14 protein-coding genes and 1 other annotated feature are annotated in these 15,580 nt (G+C 37.0%); all 14 genes read right to left on the minus strand.

All coding sequences use genetic code 11. From position 1 onward, the window contains the following. Positions 1 to 37: 37 nt before the first annotated feature. Positions 38 to 2,119 (minus strand): elongation factor G, encoded by a 2,082-nt coding sequence (gene fusA, locus EDD62_RS08090; protein WP_123808521.1) that lies wholly within the window; start codon positions 2,117 to 2,119, stop codon positions 38 to 40. A 65-nt stretch (positions 2,120 to 2,184) separates the two neighbouring features. Further along, complete coding sequence (rpsG, locus tag EDD62_RS08095) at positions 2,185 to 2,655, minus strand: 30S ribosomal protein S7 (RefSeq protein WP_077140923.1); 471 nt, start codon at positions 2,653 to 2,655, stop codon at positions 2,185 to 2,187. A gap of 102 nt (positions 2,656 to 2,757) precedes the next feature. After that, positions 2,758 to 3,171, minus strand: a complete 414-nt coding sequence (gene rpsL, locus EDD62_RS08100) for a 30S ribosomal protein S12 (protein WP_077140924.1) — start codon at positions 3,169 to 3,171, stop codon at positions 2,758 to 2,760. Positions 3,172 to 3,401: 230 nt separating this feature from the next. After that, positions 3,402 to 7,019 (minus strand): DNA-directed RNA polymerase subunit beta', encoded by a 3,618-nt coding sequence (gene rpoC, locus EDD62_RS08105; RefSeq protein WP_123808523.1) that lies wholly within the window; start codon positions 7,017 to 7,019, stop codon positions 3,402 to 3,404. A 58-nt stretch (positions 7,020 to 7,077) separates the two neighbouring features. After that, positions 7,078 to 10,617 carry a DNA-directed RNA polymerase subunit beta gene (gene rpoB / locus EDD62_RS08110; RefSeq protein WP_123808525.1) on the minus strand — a complete coding sequence of 1,180 codons (3,540 nt, stop codon included), beginning with the start codon at positions 10,615 to 10,617 and terminating at the stop codon, positions 7,078 to 7,080. Between the two features lie 183 nt (positions 10,618 to 10,800). Beyond that, complete coding sequence (locus EDD62_RS08115) at positions 10,801 to 11,409, minus strand: class I SAM-dependent methyltransferase (RefSeq protein WP_123808527.1); 609 nt, start codon at positions 11,407 to 11,409, stop codon at positions 10,801 to 10,803. Between the two features lie 72 nt (positions 11,410 to 11,481). Continuing rightward, on the minus strand, positions 11,482 to 11,847 hold the full coding sequence (gene rplL / locus EDD62_RS08120; protein ID WP_407922647.1) for a 50S ribosomal protein L7/L12: 366 nt from the start codon (positions 11,845 to 11,847) through the stop codon (positions 11,482 to 11,484). Positions 11,848 to 11,880: 33 nt separating this feature from the next. After that, entirely contained in the window at positions 11,881 to 12,396 is a 516-nt protein-coding gene (gene rplJ, locus EDD62_RS08125) for a 50S ribosomal protein L10 (RefSeq protein ID WP_077140929.1), read from the minus strand. 42 nt (positions 12,397 to 12,438) lie between these two features. Next, positions 12,439 to 12,574: a sequence feature (ribosomal protein L10 leader region), on the minus strand. 40 nt (positions 12,575 to 12,614) lie between these two features. Further along, positions 12,615 to 13,313, minus strand: a complete 699-nt coding sequence (gene rplA / locus EDD62_RS08130; RefSeq protein WP_077140930.1) for a 50S ribosomal protein L1 — start codon at positions 13,311 to 13,313, stop codon at positions 12,615 to 12,617. 83 nt (positions 13,314 to 13,396) lie between these two features. Further along, positions 13,397 to 13,822 (minus strand): 50S ribosomal protein L11, encoded by a 426-nt coding sequence (rplK, locus tag EDD62_RS08135; protein ID WP_077140931.1) that lies wholly within the window; start codon positions 13,820 to 13,822, stop codon positions 13,397 to 13,399. A 142-nt stretch (positions 13,823 to 13,964) separates the two neighbouring features. Further along, positions 13,965 to 14,513 (minus strand): transcription termination/antitermination protein NusG, encoded by a 549-nt coding sequence (gene nusG, locus EDD62_RS08140; protein ID WP_077140932.1) that lies wholly within the window; start codon positions 14,511 to 14,513, stop codon positions 13,965 to 13,967. 15 nt (positions 14,514 to 14,528) lie between these two features. Beyond that, the gene (secE, locus tag EDD62_RS08145) at positions 14,529 to 14,708 is read right to left on the minus strand and encodes a preprotein translocase subunit SecE (protein ID WP_077140933.1); all 180 of its coding nucleotides are present in this window, start codon (positions 14,706 to 14,708) and stop codon (positions 14,529 to 14,531) included. Positions 14,709 to 14,719: 11 nt separating this feature from the next. Continuing rightward, positions 14,720 to 14,950: a 50S ribosomal protein L33 gene (gene rpmG, locus EDD62_RS09440; RefSeq protein WP_407922648.1), complete on the minus strand. Its 231-nt coding sequence runs from the start codon at positions 14,948 to 14,950 to the stop codon at positions 14,720 to 14,722. Then, complete coding sequence (locus tag EDD62_RS08155; RefSeq protein ID WP_077140935.1) at positions 14,937 to 15,569, minus strand: RNA polymerase sigma factor; 633 nt, start codon at positions 15,567 to 15,569, stop codon at positions 14,937 to 14,939. The genes rpmG and EDD62_RS08155 overlap by 14 nt, the downstream gene beginning before the upstream one ends. Positions 15,570 to 15,580 lie beyond the last annotated feature (11 nt).

Genomic DNA, 15,580 nt, shown 5'->3' on the forward strand with positions numbered 1-15,580 from the left:
TCATTTACTTAAAAAAATCAAATCATTTAATTAAAGATTATTCACCTTTATTTTTCTTGATGATTTCTTCAGCTACTGATTTAGGAACCTCTTCATAATGATCAAATGTCATAGTATAAGTTCCACGACCTTGTGTATTAGAACGTAATGACGTTGAGTAACCAAACATTTCCGAAAGTGGAACATACGCATTAACGACTTGTGCGTTACCGCGAGCATTCATTCCATCTACACGTCCACGACGTGAAGTAATATCTCCCATAATATCTCCCATATATTCTTCAGGGATGATTACTTCAACTTTCATCATTGGTTCTAAGATAACAGGTTGACACACTTTAGCCGCTTCTTTTAATGCAAGTGATGCTGCAATTTTGAAGGCCATTTCAGATGAATCGACATCATGGTATGAACCATCAAATAATTTCGCTTTCACATCAATTAATGGATAGCCGGCAATAACACCATTTTCCATTGCATCTTTAAGACCAGCTTCTACTGATGGGATATATTCACGAGGAACAACACCACCAACGATTGCGTTTTCAAATTCAAATCCTGCACCTACTTCATTTGGAGTAAATTCAATATGAACATCACCATATTGTCCTTTACCACCTGATTGACGTGAGAATTTACCTTGAACGCTTGCTGATTGTTTAAATGTTTCACGGTAAGATACCATTGGCGCACCAACGTTACATTCAACTTTGAATTCACGTTTCATACGGTCAACTAAAATATCTAAGTGTAATTCACCCATACCTGCAATGATAACTTGTCCAGTTTCTTCATCCGTATGCGCATGGAATGTAGGGTCTTCTTCTTGTAATTTAACAAGTGATTCTGTCATTTTAGCTTGGTCTGCTTTAGACTTAGGCTCAACAGAAAGTTGGATTACTGGCTCTGGGAACTCCATAGACTCTAGGATGATATCATCTTTTTCACCACATAAAGTATCTCCAGTTCCTGTACCTTTAAGACCTACTGCTCCAGCGATATCTCCAGCGTATACTGTTGAAATCTCTTCACGAGAGTTTGCGTGCATTTGTAAGATACGCCCAACACGTTCACGCTTACCTTTCGTAGAGTTTTTAACGTATGAACCAGATGATAATGTACCTGAGTACACACGGAAGAATGTTAATTTACCAACGAATGGATCCGTTGCAACTTTAAATGCTAATGCAGCAAAGTCAGCTGAATCATCAGCTCTAGCGATAACTTCTTCTTCTTCATCACTTACACGGTGTCCAACAATTGGTTTAACGTCTAATGGAGATGGTAAGTAATCTAAAACGGCGTCAATCATCAATTGAACACCTTTGTTTTTGAATGCTGTACCACAAAGTACTGGATAGAATTCTACATCACAAGTTGCTTTACGGATTGCCGCTTTCAACTCATCCTTTGAAATTTCTTCTCCGCCTAAATATTTCTCCATAATTTCTTCATTGACTTCTGACAAACCTTCAATTAAACCTTCTCTTAATTCTTCAGCTTCAGCCATAAATTCTTCAGGAATATCTATTTCTTCAATTTCAGTTCCTAAATCATTATTATAATTGAATGCTCTCATCTCAACTAAATCGATGATACCTGAGAAGTTATCTTCAGCACCAATTGGAAGTTGAATTGGATGCGCGTTTGCTTGTAATCGCTCTTTAAGTGTTCCTACTGAATATTTGAAGTCAGCACCTGTTTTGTCCATCTTATTGATGAATACAATACGAGGAACACCATATGTCGTTGCTTGTCTCCAAACTGTTTCAGTTTGTGGTTCAACGCCTGATTGAGCATCCAGCACAGTTACAGCACCATCTAATACACGTAATGAACGTTCAACTTCAACAGTGAAATCTACGTGTCCTGGTGTATCAATAATGTTGATACGGTGATCCTTCCAAGAAGCAGTTGTCGCAGCACTTGTAATTGTAATACCACGTTCTTGTTCTTGTTCCATCCAGTCCATCTGAGATGCACCTTCGTGTGTTTCTCCAATTTTATGAATCTTACCTGTGTAATAAAGAATACGTTCAGTCGTTGTCGTCTTTCCAGCATCGATGTGAGCCATGATACCGATATTACGAGTTTTTTCTAGTGAAAACTCTCTTGCCATAAGTATTCTTTCCCCTTCCTAAGGTTATTTATATGGTAATAACCCGTCTAAATAGACGTGTTATTTTACCATCTGTAGTGAGCAAATGCTTTGTTTGCTTCTGCCATTTTATGCATGTCTTCACGTTTCTTAACGGCACCACCAGTGTTGTTAGCAGCATCTAAAATTTCATTCGCTAGACGCTCTTCCATTGTCTTTTCACCACGAAGGCGTGCGTAATTAACTAACCAACGTAAACCAAGTGTCGTACGACGATCAGGACGAACTTCTACAGGTACTTGATAGTTAGAACCACCAACACGACGTGCTTTAACTTCAAGCACTGGCATGATGTTGTTTAATGCTTCATCAAATACTTCCATAGCATCTTTACCCGAACGTTCTTGCACTAAATCAAAAGCATTGTATAAAATACGTTGCGCTGTACCACGTTTTCCGTCAATCATAATTTTATTAATTAATTTTGTTACTAATTTAGAATTATGAATCGGATCCGGTAATACGTCACGCTTTGGTACTGAACCTTTACGAGGCATAATGAATCCTCCTTTCATAGTATAATTTATTTTTTTTGTATATTCCACTTTCAACAATAATTTTAACAATTAATTTACATTTGAAATAAAACTGTTTAATTATTATTCTTTAGGCTTCTTAGTTCCGTATAATGAACGGCCTTGACGGCGCCCATCAACACCTGAAGTATCAAGTGCACCACGTACAATGTGATAACGTACCCCTGGTAAGTCTTTTACACGTCCACCACGTACAAGTACAACACTGTGCTCTTGTAAGTTATGGCCGATACCAGGAATGTATGCATTGACCTCCATGTTATTCGATAAACGAACACGCGCATATTTACGTAATGCTGAGTTCGGTTTTTTCGGTGTCATTGTTCCAACACGTGTACAAACACCACGCTTTTGTGGAGAGTTTGTTATCGTTGGACGCTTCTTCAAACTGTTGAAACCTCTGTTCATTGCTGGAGAATTTGATTTCTTACTTTTAGATTGACGCGGTTTACGAACTAACTGATTAATAGTAGGCATATTTTATCCTCCTCTCTTTCATTAATACCACACATCCAGGTGGTTCATTTTTGAAGTAAAAAAATTACGTAAGATTAATCTTACATGGTCATCGTGATACTCTATTCAAAAGTAACCTTAACAATAGTATCATTTTAATAGTTATTTGTCAAAGTATTTTTCTATTATTAAAAAGAAGAAAACAATTTAATTGCCTTCAATTAAATTGTTTTCTGGGTTTAATACACTAATTAGTTTAGTTGCGTTTCTTCTTCGTTTACTTGCATTACATCATGATCAAAATCAAACTTATTATAGCGTTGCATACCAGTACCTGCTGGAATCAATTTACCAATAATAACATTCTCTTTTAATCCAAGAAGATTATCACGTTTTCCTTTAATTGCTGCATCTGTCAACACTCTAGTTGTCTCTTGGAATGAAGCTGCTGATAAGAAACTTTCTGTTTCTAGTGAAGCTTTCGTTATTCCAAGGAGTACAGGTTTAGCAGTTGCTGGTCGTTTACGTTGCTTAAAGATTTCCTTGTTTGCGTCAGTAAACTGATGAATATCAACGAGAGCACCTGGTAATAATGATGTGTCTCCTGCTTCGATTATTCTTACTTTACGTAACATTTGACGTACCATGACTTCAACGTGCTTGTCATCAATTTCAACCCCTTGCATACGGTATACTTTCTGTACCTCTTTAAGCAAGTAATTCTGAGTTTCATTTAATCCAGCCACATTCAATAGATGTTTCGGTTCAATTGAACCATCAGTTAATACTTGACCACGTTCGACCTTGTCACCAACTTCGATTTTTAAGCGTGCAGTTCCAGACGCAACGTAAGTTCTTGTTTCATTGTCACCTTTAACTTTAATTTCTTGTTGACGATCTTTAATAACTTCAATATCAGTGACTTCACCATTAATTTCTGAAATAACAGCTTGTCCTTTCGGATTTCGTGCTTCAAATAATTCCTGAATACGTGGTAAACCTTGGGTAATATCGCTACCTGCGACTCCACCTGTGTGGAATGTACGCATTGTTAATTGTGTACCTGGTTCACCGATAGATTGTGCGGCAATTGTTCCTACAGCTTCACCGACTTCAACTTTTTCACCTGTAGCTAAGTTTTTACCGTAACAACGCTCACATACACCATGGCGTGTATTACATGTGAATGCTGATCGAATGTAGACTTCTTCAATACCTGCATTAACAATTTCTTTCGCCAAATCAACAGTAATCAATTCATTCGACTTCACAATAATTTCTTTAGTTTCAGGGTGTCGTACTGTTTCTTTTGCATAACGACCTTCTAAACGATCGAACAACGGTTCGATAAGTTCGTTATCCTCTTTGATTGCTTTTACTAATAAGCCTCGGTCTGTTCCACAATCTTTTTCACGAACGATTACATCTTGAGCCACATCAACAAGACGGCGTGTTAAATAACCAGAATCGGCTGTTTTCAGTGCCGTATCAGCAAGACCTTTACGGGCACCATGCGTTGAAATAAAGTATTCTAATACAGTAAGACCTTCACGGAAACTAGACTTAATCGGTAATTCAATAATTCGACCAGAAGGGTTCGCCATTAGTCCACGCATTCCTGCGAGTTGTGTGAAGTTAGATGCGTTACCTCGGGCTCCTGAATCACTCATCATGTAAATCGGGTTCAATTTACCTAATGATGCCATTAACTTATCTTGGATCGTATCTTTCGCATTTGTCCATATTTCAATGACAGCATTATAGCGTTCTTCTTCAGTAATTAAACCACGTGTAAATTGTTTTGTAACCTTTTCTACTTTGTCTTCTGCTTCATTAATAATTTCTTGTTTATCTGGTAATACAACGACGTCACTTACACCAACAGTAATACCTGCTTTAGATGAATACTTAAACCCTAAGTCCTTCATTAAGTCAAGCATCACTGATGTTTCTGTAATGTGGAATTTATTGAATACTTCAGCAATGATTTGTCCAAGGTACTTTTTATTAAATGACGGTACCTCTTCTAATGTATTAAAGTGTGCTTTTAAACCAGCTTCATCTAAATCTATCGCATCGATGAAGTACTTGTCTGGTGTAGCGACTTCCAAGTTTTCTTTCGTTGGTTCATTAATGTATGGGAATGAATCCGGCATTATCTCATTAAATATAACTTTACCAACTGAAGTCAACATTAACTTGCCTTCATGCTTCTCAGCCACTTTCGGTGCATTATAACTTGATGCACGTAATGCAATTCTTGAATGTAAATGAACGTAACCATTTTGATATGCCATAATGACTTCGTTTGCATCTTTGAAGATGGATCCTTCTCCAAGTGTCCCAGCACGTTCTAACGTTAAATAATAGTTACCGAGAACCATATCCTGTGATGGTGTTACAACAGGTTTACCATCTTTAGGATTCAGAATATTTTGCGCTGCTAACATTAACATTCGCGCCTCAGCTTGTGCTTCTTTTGAAAGCGGCACATGAACTGCCATTTGGTCTCCGTCGAAATCCGCATTATATGCCGTTGTAACAAGTGGGTGCAAACGAATCGCTCGACCTTCAACTAATTTCGCTTCAAAGCTTTGAATTCCTAATCTATGAAGTGTTGGTGCACGGTTTAAAAGCACTGGATGTTCTTTAATTACATCTTCTAAAACATCCCATACTTCAGATTCCATGCGCTCAATTTTACCTTTTGCATTTTTGATGTTTGTTGCAATTTCACGAGAGACTAATTCCTTCATAACAAATGGTTTGAACAACTCAAGAGCCATTTCTTTAGGAAGTCCACACTCATACATTTTTAAGTTCGGTCCAACAACGATAACAGAACGCCCTGAGTAATCTACACGCTTACCAAGTAAGTTCTGACGGAAACGTCCTTGTTTCCCTTTCAACATATGAGATAGTGATTTGAGTGGTCTATTTCCTGGTCCAGTAACAGGTCGGCCACGACGTCCGTTATCAATTAAAGCGTCGACGGCTTCTTGTAACATACGTTTCTCATTTTGAACGATAATTCCAGGCGCTCCTAAATCTAATAGACGCTTCAAACGGTTGTTACGATTAATCACTCGACGATATAAGTCGTTTAAATCACTTGTTGCAAATCTGCCACCATCTAATTGAACCATCGGACGAATCTCAGGTGGAATAATAGGAAGAACATCTAGAATCATCCATTCAGGCTTATTGCCTGAATTTCTAAATGATTCTACAACTTCTAACCTTTTAATCGCACGAGTTAAACGTTGTCCAGTAGCTGATTCTAATTCTTCTTGAAGCGCCTTAAGTTCAGCATCTAAGTCGATTTGTCTTAATAAGTCACGAATCGCTTCCGCACCCATTTTCGCTGTGAAATTTTCACCGAACTTATCGTAATATTCACGATATTCACGTTCAGACAGTAATTCTTTTTTATCTAATCCTGTTGGGCCAGGATTAATAACAGCATATGAAGCGAAGTAAATTACTTCCTCAAGTTGTCTCGGTGACATATCAAGAAGTAGTCCCATACGTGATGGAATACCTTTGAAATACCAAATATGAGATACTGGTGCAGCTAATTCAATATGCCCCATACGCTCGCGACGTACTTTTGACTTCGTGATAGAAACACCACAACGTTCACATACATCTACTTTCGGGTATGCTCGGCGTTTGTACTTACCACAACTACATTCGTAGTCCTTTGTGGGCCCGAAAATCCTCTCACAAAATAGTCCATCTTTTTCTGGCTTTAATGTACGGTAGTTAATCGTCTCTGGCTTTTTAACTTCACCTTCAGACCAAGTTCTAATTTTCTCCGATGAAGCTAACCCTATTTGCATATAACTAAATTTATTTACATCAATCAAAGCGCGCCCTCCTTTTAATTTTTTACATGTAGGCCATATATGATTGAATTAATTAAAATTAAACTTGTTCTGGCTTATGTGTGTTACTAGTATTATTAGTCATTGATATCGTCTGATCTTCCTCTGTATCTTTCATCGTGATTTCATTATCTGATTCGTCCATAATTTTCACGTCTAAACCAAGTGACTGCAACTCTTTCATTAACACTCTAAATGATTCAGGTACTCCTGGACGCGGTACATTCTCACCTTTAACGATTGCTTCATAAGTCTTCACGCGACCTACTGTATCATCTGATTTGACAGTAAGAATTTCTTGTAATGTATATGCCGCTCCATATGCTTCTAACGCCCATACTTCCATCTCACCAAATCTTTGACCACCAAATTGTGCTTTACCACCTAGTGGTTGTTGAGTAACTAGTGAGTACGGCCCAATAGAACGTGCGTGTAACTTATCGTCTACCATATGTGCAAGCTTCAACATGTACATGACACCGACAGATACACGATTATCAAATGGTTCTCCCGTTCGACCATCGTATAATACAGTCTTACCATCACGAGCCATTCCAGCTTCTTCAATTGTATTCCAAACATCTTCCTCGTTCGCACCATCAAAGACTGGAGAGGCAACATGGATACCCATTTCTTTAGCAGCCATCCCAAGATGTAACTCAAGTACTTGTCCAATATTCATACGTGATGGTACCCCTAATGGGTTTAACATAATATCAATTGGTCTACCGTCTGGTAAATAAGGCATATCTTCTTCCGGTAAAATCTTCGAAATTACACCTTTGTTCCCATGACGTCCACACATTTTATCTCCGACTGAGATTTTACGTTTTTGAACGATATATACACGAACAAGTTGGTTAACTCCTGGTGATAACTCATCATCATCTTCACGATTGAACACTTTAATATCATGCACAATACCACCAGCACCATGAGGTACTCGCAATGATGTATCACGAACTTCACGTGCTTTCTCACCAAAGATGGCATGTAGTAACCGTTCTTCAGCAGTTAACTCCGTCACACCTTTAGGCGTAACCTTTCCGACGAGAATATCACCATCTTTAACTTCCGCGCCTATATACACGATACCACGGTCATCTAAATTTTTAAGTGCATTCTCACTAACATTCGGAATATCTCTCGTAATCTCTTCTGGTCCTAGCTTAGTATCTCTAGACTCAGATTCATACTCTTCGATGTGGATAGAAGTATAGACATCATCTTTAACAAGACGTTCGCTCATAATAACAGCATCTTCATAGTTATACCCATCCCAAGTCATAAATCCAACGACAACATTTCGACCAAGTGCCATTTCACCTTTTTCCATTGACGGTCCATCGGCTAAAATCTCACCTTTATCAACAATGTCCCCAACTTTAACGATAGGACGTTGGTTATAACTTGTCCCAGAGTTCGAACGAATAAATTTAGATAAACGATACGTTGTTGTATCTGTTTCAGTTTCTTTACCATCGATGTTCTCGATGCGCTTCACTCGAATTTCATTCGCTTCCACGTGCTCGACACGGCCATGATATTTACTTACAACAGCTGCTCCACTATCTCTTGCCGCAACATGCTCCATACCTGTACCTACAAATGGTGCTTCAGGGTTCATCAAAGGTACAGCTTGTCGTTGCATGTTCGCACCCATCAACGCACGGTTAGAGTCATCATTTTCCAAGAATGGAATACACGCTGTAGCTGCAGAAACAACCTGCTTTGGAGAAACATCCATGTAATCCATACGTTCACTCTTCATCTTCGTGTTGTTACCACGGAACCTACAAACGACTTCCTCATCTAAGAATTCACCATCTTCGTTAAGACGAGCATTCGCTTGGGCTACAACATAGCCATCTTCTTCATCGGCTGTTAAATAATCAAATTGCGAAGTCACACGATTAGTTTCAGGATCAATCTTACGATAAGGAGTTTCAATGAAACCAAATGCATTAACTCTCGCATAACTAGAAAGCGAGTTGATTAGTCCAATGTTCGGTCCTTCTGGCGTTTCAATTGGACACATACGTCCATAGTGAGAATAGTGAACGTCACGAACTTCCATACCTGCACGTTCTCTTGTTAATCCTCCTGGGCCTAATGCGGATAACCTTCTCTTATGCGTTAACTCTGCTAATGGGTTTGTTTGATCCATGAACTGCGACAATTGAGAACTACCAAAGAACTCTTTGATAGATGCGATAACCGGTCTAATGTTAATTAATTGTTGTGGCGTAATTGAATCAACATCTTGAATCGACATACGTTCACGAACGACACGTTCCATACGTGACAATCCAATTCTAAATTGGTTTTGTAATAACTCACCAACAGAACGTAATCTTCTATTCCCTAAGTGGTCAATATCATCTGTATAACCAATTCCATCTAATAAGTTAAAGAAATAACTGATAGAAGCTACAATATCTGAAGGCGTGATACACTTCATTTCTTTATCTGGCATTGCATTACCTAAAACAGTTGCAGTTTTTTCTTCATCACCTTCTGCATTTGGAACTTTCACTTTAATAGATTGTACTTCAATCGGTTCATCTAATACAGATTGCTCTAATTGATGCACTTCAACATTCGCCGTAGACTCTAGTTGATCCATGATTTTTTCAAGAACGCGACGATCAATTAATGTACCTTCTTCTACTAAAACTTCTCCAGTTTCTGTGTCAATAATTGATTCAGCCAGTTCTTGATTAAATAATCTATGTTTCGTATGAAGCTTTTTGTTCATTTTGTAACGACCAACGCTAGCTAGGTCATATCTTTTCGGATCAAAGAATCTAGAATATAATAAATTCTTCGCATTTTCTACTGTTGGTGGCTCACCAGGACGTAATCGTTCATAAATTTCAAGAAGGGCTTGATCGACAGTTTCAGTTCCATCTTTTTCAAGAGTGTTTTGAATATACTCATTATCACCTAATAGCTCTATAATCTCTTGGTTAGTTCCAAAACCTAGAGCACGTAGTAAAACAGTGATCGGTAATTTCCTTGTTCTATCGATACGAACGTATACAACATCCTTAGCATCAATTTCATATTCTAACCAAGCTCCACGATTCGGAATAACTGTTGCACCAAAACTTACTTTACCGTTCTTATCCACTTTTTCACTATAATAAACCGATGGAGAACGAACGAGCTGCGATACAATAACACGTTCTGCTCCGTTAATAATGAATGTCCCTGTGTCTGTCATCAACGGGAAGTCACCCATGAATACTTCTTGTTCCTTCACTTCGCCCGTTTCTTTAATTAACAAACGTACTTTGACACGTAATGGCGCAGAATAAGTTGCATCATGGTCTTTTGCTTCTTCCATATCATACTTTGGTTCACCTAGACGATAATTTACAAACTCTAATGATAAATTACCAGTGAAATCTTCAATTGGTGAGATATCATTAAACATCTCGATTAATCCTTCTTCTAAAAACCAATCATAAGACTTCGTTTGAATCTCGATTAAGTTAGGTAGTTCTAAAATCTCTGAAATTCGTGCATAGCTTCTACGTGTACGGTGTTTGCCGTATTGGATCAGTTGATTACTCAACAAATTCACCCCTCAAAATTTATGAGATATAAGACAAAAAGAAAACGGAATCATGATGAACCCATTTTCATTTATTGTCATTATACTTCTTATCTCATTCAATCAATGACCGATTAGAATTACCTCTAAAAAGGCACACTGATTGAATATAATTTTATACATTATATAACTTTATCATAATCATTATATTAAATCAATACTTCCTCGCAAAATATAATACCCTTTACTTTTCGCAATAGTTTCAACATCACTATATAACGATTCTATATGCTTCTTCATCGATGACATACCTTGTTTTTTTTGGATGACAACCCAAACTTCATTGATATCAAGTTGACGCGCTTGTGTAATAATTGAATGTACGACTTCTTTCCCTGCTCGAATAGGAGGATTTGTTAACAATATGTCGATTTCACCTTTACCTATATTCGATAAAATATCATTTTGAAAAATATTAATTGACGATCTTAAGTTGTTTAATTTAGCATTTTTCTTTGCTAATTGAATCGCCCTTTCATTGATATCGACCATCGTCATTTGACAGTTGAAATGTTTTTTTACTGTCAGACCGATAGGTCCATAGCCACATCCTACATCAACAATATGGGTGCTTTCATCACAATTTACTTGATTAATAAATTGTTCAATTAAAAATTCACTGCCGTAATCAATAGACGCTTTAGAAAATACTCCATTGTCCGTGTGAAATTTCATTTGATGTGTTGCAATTTTTCTTTCAATTAACTGTTCATCACTCGATACATTAGGCGATGCATCATAATAGTGGGACATATGTCTCAACTCCTAAAATAAAATAAACCCGCTATATATATAAATATAACGGGTTCATGAGATTATTAGAAATTATTTCACTTCTACTGAAGCTCCAACTTCTTCTAACTTTTCTTTTAATTCGTTTGCTTCGTCTTCAGAAATTCCTTCTTTAAGAACTTTCGGTGCTTCATCAACGATCGCTTTCGCTTCTTTTAATCCTAATCCAGTTGCTTCACGAACAACTTTGATTACTTTGATTTTGCTTGATCCAGCTGATGTTAATTCAACATCAAACTCTGTTTTAGCTTCTGCACTAGCGTCTCCACCAGCTGCACCTGCTGCTGCGACTGGAGCCGCTGCAGTTACACCAAATTCTTCTTCAATTGCTTTTACTAAGTCGTTTAATTCTAAAACTGACATTTCTTTAATCATTTCGATAATTTTTTCGTTTGACATGATTAATTCCTCCTATTTTTTTAATTAATATAATTATTCTGCTGCTTCCTCTTCAGAACCAGACTCTTTTTGTTCTCCAACGGCTTTAACTGCATAAGCGAAGTTTCGTACTGGTGCTTGTAATACTGATAACACCATTGAAATAAGACCTTCTCTTGATGGTAGTGAAGCGATTGCTTTAACATCTTCAACTGATGTAAGCGTTCCTTCAATCACACCTGTTTTGATTTCTAATGCTTCGTGTTCTTTTGCGAAGTCGTTAAGAATTTTAGCTGGTGTGACAACTTCTTCATTACTAAATGCAATCGCATTTGGTCCAGTTAAGAATTCATCTAACCCTTCGATTTCAGCTTTTTCAGCTGCGCGACGTACTAAAGTGTTTTTGTAAACTTTGAATTGTACACCTGCATCACGTAATTGCTTACGTAATTCAGTCACTTCAGCAACATCTAGACCACGGTAATCTACAACGATTGTTGATACAGAATTTTTTAATTGTTCTGCGATTTCATCAACTTTTTGTTGCTTCATCTCGATGATTTTCGACATCCATGACACCTCCATTTGATTCATACTTGCGTGAAATAGTGCTTTTCTATAAAAAAAGCACTTTTTACCCACGGCAAAAAGTGCTTGAACGTTCGGTTCAAGTTGTCAATGCCTCGGTAGGATGGTCTTTTAAGTTCTAATGAACTCCTACTGTCTTAGGTAAGTATTCATACTTGACACATTATATATGTCATTTATTCGTTTGTCAATAGTGTTAATTAAACAATTCTGAAGCTTTGTGGGTCCATTTTAACTCCAGGTCCCATTGTTGTTGTTACAGTAATTGATTTAAAGAATATACCTTTAGCTGATGCTGGCTTCGCTTTTGAAATTACATCATGTAATGTTTTAAAGTTTTCAACAAGCTGTTCTTCAGTAAATGATGCTTTACCGATAGATGCATGTACAATACCTGCTTTTTCAGCACGGTATTCAACTTTACCAGCTTTGATTTCTTCAACTGCTTTTTTAATATCCATCGTTACTGTTCCAGTTTTAGGGTTTGGCATTAATCCTTTAGGTCCTAACACACGTCCTAATTTACCAACTTCTCCCATCATATCTGGTGTCGCTACGATTACATCGAAATCAAACCAACCTTGATTGATTTTGTTTACATATTCTTGATCACCTGCGAAGTCAGCTCCTGCTTCTTCAGCTTCTTTTAACTTTTCACCTTTAGCAAATACTAATACACGTTGTGTTTTACCAGTACCATGTGGTAACACTACTGCACCACGAATTTGTTGGTCATTTTTACGCGTATCAATACCTAAACGAATTGCCACTTCAACTGTTGAGTCAAAGCTTGTTGTTGCTGTTTCTTTAGCAATTTTAATTGCTTCTTCAATTGAATAAAATGATTGCGGATCAAATTTTTTAACCGCTTCTTGATATTTCTTTCCTCTATTAGCCATTATATGTCCTCCTTTAGTGGTTTTAGCGGAATTTCCTCCCACGTTTTAGGTGTTTAACACACCTATTCGAATATTAAATATTCTTATCCTTCAACTGTAATACCCATGCTTCGCGCTGTACCTTCGACCATACGCATTGCGTTCTCTACGTTCGCTGCGTTTAAGTCTTCCATTTTAGTTTCAGCAATTTCACGTACTTGCGCTGATGTAACTGTAGCAACTTTGTTTTTATTCGGTTCACCAGAACCCTTTTCAACTTTAGCTGCTTTCTTAAGCAATACAGCTGCAGGTGGAGTTTTTGTAATAAATGTAAATGAACGATCTTCAAATACACTGATTTCTACTGGAATAATCATACCTGCTTGATCTTGTGTACGTGCGTTGAACTCCTTACAGAATCCCATAATGTTAACACCTGCTTGACCTAATGCCGGTCCTACTGGTGGTGCAGGGTTTGCTTTACCTGCAGGAATTTGTAATTTTACAACGTTAATGATTTTTTTAGCCACGACGTTGCACCTCCTAGATTATCGTGATGTGGTATTTGGGCATCAATATTTACCCTCCCACTCTTACATTTTTGCATAAAAATGTAGTCACTATGAAAATAGCGACTACAAAATAATACCATATATAAAATTTATAATCAACCTATAATTTTTCGATTTGGTCGAATTCAACTTCAACAGGTGTTTCTCGGCCAAACATTTCAACAAGTACCGTCAATTTAAATTTCTCTTCATCTATTGTTTTGATTGCACCGATATTATTTTTAAATGGTCCACCGATGACTTTAATTTGCTCACCAATTTCAACATCTACATCGATCGTTTTCTCTGCCATACCCATCTGTTTCAATATAAATTTAATTTCGTCCGGCAAGAGTGGATTTGGTTTAACCCCCGCTCCTTGAGCTCCAACGAATCCAGTGACACCTGGTGTATTTCGAACAACATACCATGACTCATCAGTCATCACAAGTTCAACTAATACATAACCAGGGAATGTTTTCTTGATTGTGCTTTTTTTCTTACCATCTTTAATTGAAATCTCTTCCTCTTCAGGAATAACAATACGAAAAATCAAATCTTGCATATTCATCGATTCTAATCTTTTTTCTAGGTTTTGTTTTACTTTGTTTTCATACCCCGAGTATGTGTGTACAGCATACCAATGTTTTTGTGACGCTTGCTCAGTCATATTGACCCTCCAATATTATTGCATAAATTCAATGATTTGCGAGATGCCTAAATCTACTAAATAGAAAAAGGCTAAAAAGAATATAACGGTTAACATAACAATCACCGTATATTTAGCTGTTTCTTGACCCGTTGGCCAACTGACTTTTTTCATTTCAGTTACAACGTTTGCAAAAAAGTTTTTATTATTATTCATTTCACATTCTCCTAAATTGATGCCTTATGCAAAGTATGTTCGTTGCATACTTTACAATGTTTTTTCGCTTCAAAACGCTCGGACTTATGCTTTTCACTAATAGTTATTGTGTAATTTCTAGAACCGCATTTTGTACATAATAACGCTTGCTTCATCAAGTCCACCTTCAATTCACTATACATATTCTTACTAAATATACAATGATACATTACATAAGTCAAATAGCCTTCAACATCTATCATTCATCTTTTTGTAATCTTGCCTCAACTGATATATTGCATTATACACTTGCCTTCTAGACAACCTACAATCGACAACAATATCTTCTATCGACCGATTATCAGCTAACATATTCAGTACAACTCTTTGATGCTTAGAGCGCGTTCTTGACCATTGCTTAATTTCTTCTACTGAACAATCTAATATAATATATTCTAGCGGATTATTCGCCTGATGATTAGTTAGCGTGTCAATGACCAAACAATCTTCAGATAATTCATCATATAATGAGATTTGCTCCATCTCCGTCTTTTCTTTATACGAATAAAACTTTCTCCATGCATTGTTGATTTGGTTTTTGATGACGGTCTTAAACAAACTCTTTAACTCTCGATCAGATAACGCTTTATAACGATCAATGTTTTTACAAAAGTTTAATAACTCTATTTGTATATCTTGTAACAAATCATCTGAATTGAATGGTCCGCTATGACAATTTAATAAATATTTATCCGCATATTTACCATACTCATTCCACAGTTGGCAAAAAGCTTCTTCATCATGCATTGCAGCTTTCTTTGCAATCATATAGTAATTTTTTACCTCACAAATATAAAAAGTATGGGCTTTAATGACGAACATCTTGAACACCT

The organism is Abyssicoccus albus (assembly GCF_003815035.1).
In the GTDB taxonomy this organism is placed as follows: domain Bacteria; phylum Bacillota; class Bacilli; order Staphylococcales; family Abyssicoccaceae; genus Abyssicoccus; species Abyssicoccus albus.

Bases quoted from the DNA above. Each gene is read 5' to 3' on its own strand.
- EDD62_RS08155 (WP_077140935.1), bottom strand. From the start codon at position 15,569: ATGTTCGTCATTAAAGCCCATACTTTTTATATTTGTGAGGTAAAAAAT.
- rpsL (WP_077140924.1), bottom strand. From the start codon at position 3,171: ATGCCTACTATTAATCAGTTAGTTCGTAAACCGCGTCAATCTAAAAGT.
- secE (WP_077140933.1), bottom strand. From the start codon at position 14,708: ATGAATAATAATAAAAACTTTTTTGCAAACGTTGTAACTGAAATGAAA.
- fusA (WP_123808521.1), bottom strand. From the start codon at position 2,119: ATGGCAAGAGAGTTTTCACTAGAAAAAACTCGTAATATCGGTATCATG.
- EDD62_RS08115 (WP_123808527.1), bottom strand. From the start codon at position 11,409: ATGTCCCACTATTATGATGCATCGCCTAATGTATCGAGTGATGAACAG.
- nusG (WP_077140932.1), bottom strand. From the start codon at position 14,513: ATGACTGAGCAAGCGTCACAAAAACATTGGTATGCTGTACACACATAC.
- rplL (WP_407922647.1), bottom strand. From the start codon at position 11,847: ATGTCAAACGAAAAAATTATCGAAATGATTAAAGAAATGTCAGTTTTA.
- rpmG (WP_407922648.1), bottom strand. From the start codon at position 14,950: ATGATAGATGTTGAAGGCTATTTGACTTATGTAATGTATCATTGTATA.
- rplJ (WP_077140929.1), bottom strand. From the start codon at position 12,396: ATGTCGAAAATCATCGAGATGAAGCAACAAAAAGTTGATGAAATCGCA.
- rpsG (WP_077140923.1), bottom strand. From the start codon at position 2,655: ATGCCTCGTAAAGGTTCAGTACCAAAGCGTGACGTATTACCGGATCCG.
- rplA (WP_077140930.1), bottom strand. From the start codon at position 13,313: ATGGCTAATAGAGGAAAGAAATATCAAGAAGCGGTTAAAAAATTTGAT.